A 5,096-nucleotide genomic window follows, 5' to 3' on the forward strand; every position below is an offset into this window, starting at 1 on the left:
TGTAATACGGCTTGGATGAATGAATTTTTACGACAACTGTCAGAAGCTTACCCTAACGACTATATTATTTTGGTGATGGATAATGCGGTTTGGCATAAATCACAGACATTGGATATTCCTAGCAATATTGAATTTACATTTATTCCACCTTATACACCAGAGATGAATCCGATTGAACAAGTTTGGGCAGAGATTCGGAAATTAGGATTTAAGAACAAAGCATTTAAATCATTGAATGACGTCATTGATCAGTTGCAAGAAGTTATCCAAAGCTTATCAACTACTCGCTTACGATCGATTGTCCATAGAGAATGGATATCTGCTAATTTTGATTCTGAATGAGTATTACTCAAATAAATATTTTCCAATACGATTTCCCATCTAACAAGAACTCTGACGAGATAAAAAATTATTTGAGTCAGATAAAGTAAAAAGCCTGCTATTACAGGCTTTTTCAATATAGATTCATCCACCCTGAGAGAATCGAACTCCCATCTCAAGAACCGGAATCTTACGTGATATCCATTACACTAAGGGTGGCAACTCATTAAGTATATCAAAAACGATAAAGGATGGCAAGAAATTTTTTCTACAATTCATAATCACAATTCATAATCGCCCATATCTACACAGATATTGGGGAATCAAAAAATAGGGCAGCGTCCAAACGTTACCCTATCAAAAACTATTCCCCATTTCTAGTTACTGGCATGCTATTTCAGGATTAGACATTATACAGCATACATATAGAATGTTGCTTTGAATTTATAGCTAAACAAGCATTCTTATATCCATTCACTGAATGACCAGCCATAAGCACTAGTTCTATTTTCCAAACGAACTTCTAGTTCTGATTCGCAGGCAAAAGAATCTCTCGAATAGCCTGACCGACTCCATTTTCTGCATGAGTTCCAGTTTGGAATTTAGCAACTTTTTTCACAGCTTCATTCGCATTGCCCATAGCTACAGACCAACCCGCATAAGCTAACATTTCCAAATCATTATTTGCATCGCCAATTGCCATTACCTCAGCACTGGTAAATCCTAAATCCTGCACTAAATAGGAGAGACCTATTGCTTTATTCGTTCCTTTTGGTAAACACTCATAAATATAATCTTGAGATCTTACTACTTCAAAGTGCTCTGCCAATTTCGATCCATAATCCGCTTCAAATTGATCGAGTGCTTCTTTTTCATCTAGGTACATAGCTTGAAAAATCTTTTCCTGACTCGTTAACAGATTCTCTAGCTCGACACGCTTAGGTTCAGCAAAAACCAAACCAGCATCCATCGTTACCAAGTCCCCAGCATCTTCCCCGACTACTAGATAATCACGCTCATCAAACACCGTCAATTGAGCTGTTGATTCTTGTGAGATACTATCCAACAACAGCAATTCTTCCTCTGACAAACCAGACCAAGAATGAATCGATAAATCCTTTGTCCGATAAATCGTCGCACCATTGTTAATGATAATATAGGCGTCTTTTCCAATCCAATCTAGCACTTGTAGATAAGGAAGAACTCCAGACAAAGGGCGCCCTGTACAGATTACCGGTACAACACCAGATTTTATAGCTGTTTCCAAGTCCGTAAGCGTCTCTTGCTTCAACTTCTTATTTTCGTCTAGCAAAGTTCCATCCATATCAACCGCAAGCAATTTTATCATCTGTATCTCCTTTAACGTATCAGCACCAGAAAACGGGTCCCTCAATTTTCATTTTCTTCATTATACCAAAATAGTGCCGAAACTGTAGCCATCTTAAAAAACTAGCTCTCTCCTAGCTCGATGACTAGAGGCTCCAGTCCAAATTAGGTCCAACTGGTATAATCCCTGTTGGATTAATCGTTTTGTGGCTTCCATAATAATGTTCTTTAATCTGGCTAAAATCAACGGTTTCTGAAATTCCTTGATAATGATACAGTCGCTTAGTATAATTCCAAAGATTCGGATAATCCACCAATGCTTTGAGATTACATTTAAAATGACCAAAATAAACAGCATCAAAACGGACTAATGTTGTGAATAATCGAATATCTGCTTCTGTCAAACGATTCCCAACCAAATAATCTTGATTTTCCAAGTGAACTTCCAATTTGTCTAAAGCCTCAAAAACATTGGCCACTTCTTCCTCGTAAACCTTTTGATTAGTTGAAAAACCAGCTTTATACACTCCATTGTTAATATTAGGATAGACAAAATCGTTCATCTCATCAATGGCTTCTTGTAATTCTTGTGGATAATAATCTTCCTGATTTCCAGTCACGTCATTAAAGGCTGAATTAAACATCCGTATAATCTCGGATGATTCATTACTAACAATTGTCCTAGTTTTCTTATCCCACAAAACAGGTACCGTTACTCGGCCTGTATAGTGAGCATCTGCTTCTAGATAGACTTGGTAAAGATAGTCACTATGCAAAATACTATCTTCAATCACACCTGAACCTTCTGCGAAAGTCCAGCCGTTTTCCAACATAAAAGGATTCACAACAGACAGCGAGATATGCTCTTCTAACCCTTTCAATTTTCGCATCACCAAGGTTCGACTCGCCCAAGGACAGGCAAGGGACACATAGAGATGGTAACGACCTGACTCTGCTTTAAAACCTCCCTCACCAGTCGGACCAGGTTGACCATCGGGTGTTATCCAATTCCGAAACTGCGTAACGGTTCTCACAAATTTACCACCCGTGGATTTGGTATCATACCATTGGTCCACCCATTTTCCATCTACTAAAAGCCCCATCGCCTCTTCTCCTTTTTATTAATAATTAGTAATAGTATAACAAAGATAAAAAATCCTCAAGTTATCTGCTTTTTCCTTTACTTTTCGAAAAAAAACTGATAAGATATTCCCTGTGTGTGATGGACACGCAAAAATAAACGGCTAATCCGCTGCTACCTTTGCGTATATGATTAGCAAGATAGGAGAAAAAATGAATCCATTAATTCAAAGCCTGACTGAAGGTCAACTACGTACTGATATCCCTGAGTTCCGCCCTGGTGACACTGTTCGCGTTCACGCAAAAGTTGTCGAAGGAAACCGCGAACGTATTCAGCTTTTCGAAGGAGTTGTTATCGCTCGTAAAGGTCAAGGAATCTCTGAAAACTACACTGTTCGTAAAATCTCTAACGGTGTTGGTGTTGAGCGTATCTTCCCACTTCACACTCCACGTGTTGAAAAAATCGAAGTTGTACGTTACGGTAAAGTACGTCGTGCGAAATTGTACTACCTACGTGCCCTACAAGGAAAAGCTGCACGTATCAAAGAAATCCGTCGTTAAGAGGATTACAAAAGGAGCCTCGGCTCCTTTTCTTTTGTTCCCTTAGTTAAATGGATATAACAACTCCCTCCTAAGGAGTAATTACAGGTTCGATTCCTGTAGGGAACATTATAGGGAACCATAGAATACACTGTGCTTGAACCCCCTTTAAAAAAGTTGGACAAATCATTATTAAAAGAGGCTGAGCAAAAAGGCTTCGAAGTAGAAAACAGCTTAGAATCACGTCATTAGAAACGTTAACTCCAAGCTGTTTTTATCTATTCAACATTTAAGCGAAGCGAAAAATTATTGGTTGCAGCTAGACCTCTTTTAATTTTTCCTTCATTTACTATTGCTAACATCTCGAATGGCTTATCTCAATTCATCTATACTGTCTATTCTTTAGTTCCCGTTTGTTAACCAACTTGTATTAAAATGTATCACCACTTCCGTCTCTACGTACTCATCATTTTAGTTGACAACTTGTAAACATCTATAATAGAATGAAAAACAATAGGACGAAAATAGAGAAAATAAAATCGACAATATCAAATGGAAAGACAACACACCCTCCCCCTAAAATACAGGAAATTGAAGAAAAGTCATTTTCTTCGGAAGCTCCACTAAAAACTAATGTTTAGAGAACATCAAATTTCTTCGACTCTCCCAAAAATCACAGATACCTCAGGTCAACTCAAACACTAAGCTGATGCTCGCGTTTGAGTTGACCTGAGGTATCTGTACCGAACTAATTGAAATTAGAGAAATCGGAGATTTCCGACTAATAAAGGCAATTTTTTAAAAATAATACAAGTTGATCGACTTGAAAGTTTGAGTCCCAATTACACGTATATCTACTTTAGCAAAGACGAGTTCATCAAAATTATTGGTGTTGTAAGCTATATTTATAGAAAATAAGGAAATCATTACTATGGATCTATTCGCAAATATCCAAAAATATCTTCAGCAAAGAGGCTTACAAGAGCTGCCTCCAGAAGCTCAGGGCTTAGTTCAAAATATCATATACGAACTTATGGAAAAAGGATTGGTGAAAACAGACCAAACCTTTTCTTTGGAAACTAAAAACGAAGATTTTGCAAGAATATCATATCTCTCTGCAATAATCGAACAAAATTGGATTCTCATACAACAAAATCAACGTATTGCGGATAAATTAGATAAACTTATTGACTTATCTATGAGTCCTCAAGAGAAAATCGAAGAACAAACAAATATAGTAGCCAATTTACGTAAACAACTTAATAACCCCAAATTAAGCAGCACCAATAAAGACATACTTAACCAACAGATTTCAGAGGGAAATAAAAAACTCAATCAATTAAAAAAACAGCTTAGAAAAAATACATAGTTTTCTACTATATTTTTATTATTTCTATAAAGAAAAAGTAGCCAAGCTCAAGCTCCGGCTACTTTTTCTTTATTCTATTCTTCATTTTCTAATCGTTCTAACGTAAGCGCCCAATAACAAGGTATCTTTAACCGAACTAGAAATCTAGCTATACTAATCTTATAAATCATCAGGATGGAGATTGGTATGGTAGATTCTCGCTCGTTCACTAGGATAAATTTATGCGATTTAGGTCGGGTTCATTTGATAACTGGTAAAACAGATATGAGGCAAGGAATTGATTCCTTGGCTTACTTAGTGAAACAGGAATTTGAATTGGACCCTTTCTCAGGTCAAGTCTTTCTTTTCTGTGGTGGAAGAAAAGATCGCTTCAAAGCCCTTTATTGGGATGGACAGGGCTTCTGGTTACTGTACAAGAGGTTTGAGAATGGAAAACTCAACTGGCCTTCGAATGAGCGAG

General features: G+C 37.1%; 6 protein-coding genes and 2 tRNA genes. 5 read left to right on the plus strand and 3 right to left on the minus strand.

Annotated features, from left to right (window positions below):
• Positions 1 to 342 (plus strand): transposase (locus E4T71_RS08070; RefSeq protein ID WP_194181234.1); only part of this gene is annotated, 342 nt, incomplete at its 5' end.
• Positions 343 to 468: 126 nt separating this feature from the next.
• Here E4T71_RS08070 and E4T71_RS08075 read toward each other — a convergent pair.
• From E4T71_RS08075 to E4T71_RS08085, 3 genes are all read right to left on the minus strand, one after another.
• Positions 469 to 540, minus strand: a tRNA-Arg gene (locus tag E4T71_RS08075).
• A 304-nt stretch (positions 541 to 844) separates the two neighbouring features.
• Positions 845 to 1,669, minus strand: a complete 825-nt coding sequence (locus tag E4T71_RS08080) for a Cof-type HAD-IIB family hydrolase (protein ID WP_135038795.1) — start codon at positions 1,667 to 1,669, stop codon at positions 845 to 847.
• 124 nt (positions 1,670 to 1,793) lie between these two features.
• Positions 1,794 to 2,750 (minus strand): glutathione S-transferase family protein, encoded by a 957-nt coding sequence (locus E4T71_RS08085; protein WP_135038797.1) that lies wholly within the window; start codon positions 2,748 to 2,750, stop codon positions 1,794 to 1,796.
• A gap of 190 nt (positions 2,751 to 2,940) precedes the next feature.
• Here E4T71_RS08085 and rplS point away from each other — a divergent pair, with 190 nt between their 5' ends.
• The 4 genes from rplS to tnpB all read left to right on the plus strand — a co-directional run.
• A complete protein-coding gene (gene rplS, locus E4T71_RS08090; protein WP_135038799.1) occupies positions 2,941 to 3,288 on the plus strand; it encodes a 50S ribosomal protein L19 in 348 nt (115 codons plus the stop codon).
• A gap of 36 nt (positions 3,289 to 3,324) precedes the next feature.
• Positions 3,325 to 3,396, plus strand: a tRNA-Arg gene (locus tag E4T71_RS08095).
• Between the two features lie 802 nt (positions 3,397 to 4,198).
• Positions 4,199 to 4,636, plus strand: a complete 438-nt coding sequence (locus tag E4T71_RS08100) for a hypothetical protein (protein WP_135038801.1) — start codon at positions 4,199 to 4,201, stop codon at positions 4,634 to 4,636.
• A gap of 174 nt (positions 4,637 to 4,810) precedes the next feature.
• Positions 4,811 to 5,096 (plus strand): IS66 family insertion sequence element accessory protein TnpB (gene tnpB / locus E4T71_RS08105; protein WP_245165717.1); only part of this gene is annotated, 286 nt, incomplete at its 3' end.

Source organism: Streptococcus sp. WM07 (genome assembly GCF_004570525.1).
In the GTDB taxonomy this organism is placed as follows: domain Bacteria; phylum Bacillota; class Bacilli; order Lactobacillales; family Streptococcaceae; genus Streptococcus.

What these genes read in the sequence shown, in the direction of transcription:
- rplS (WP_135038799.1), top strand. Translation starts at nt 2,941, where the DNA reads ATGAATCCATTAATTCAAAGCCTGACTGAAGGTCAACTACGTACTGAT.
- E4T71_RS08085 (WP_135038797.1), bottom strand. Translation starts at nt 2,750, where the DNA reads ATGGGGCTTTTAGTAGATGGAAAATGGGTGGACCAATGGTATGATACC.
- E4T71_RS08100 (WP_135038801.1), top strand. Translation starts at nt 4,199, where the DNA reads ATGGATCTATTCGCAAATATCCAAAAATATCTTCAGCAAAGAGGCTTA.
- E4T71_RS08080 (WP_135038795.1), bottom strand. Translation starts at nt 1,669, where the DNA reads ATGATAAAATTGCTTGCGGTTGATATGGATGGAACTTTGCTAGACGAA.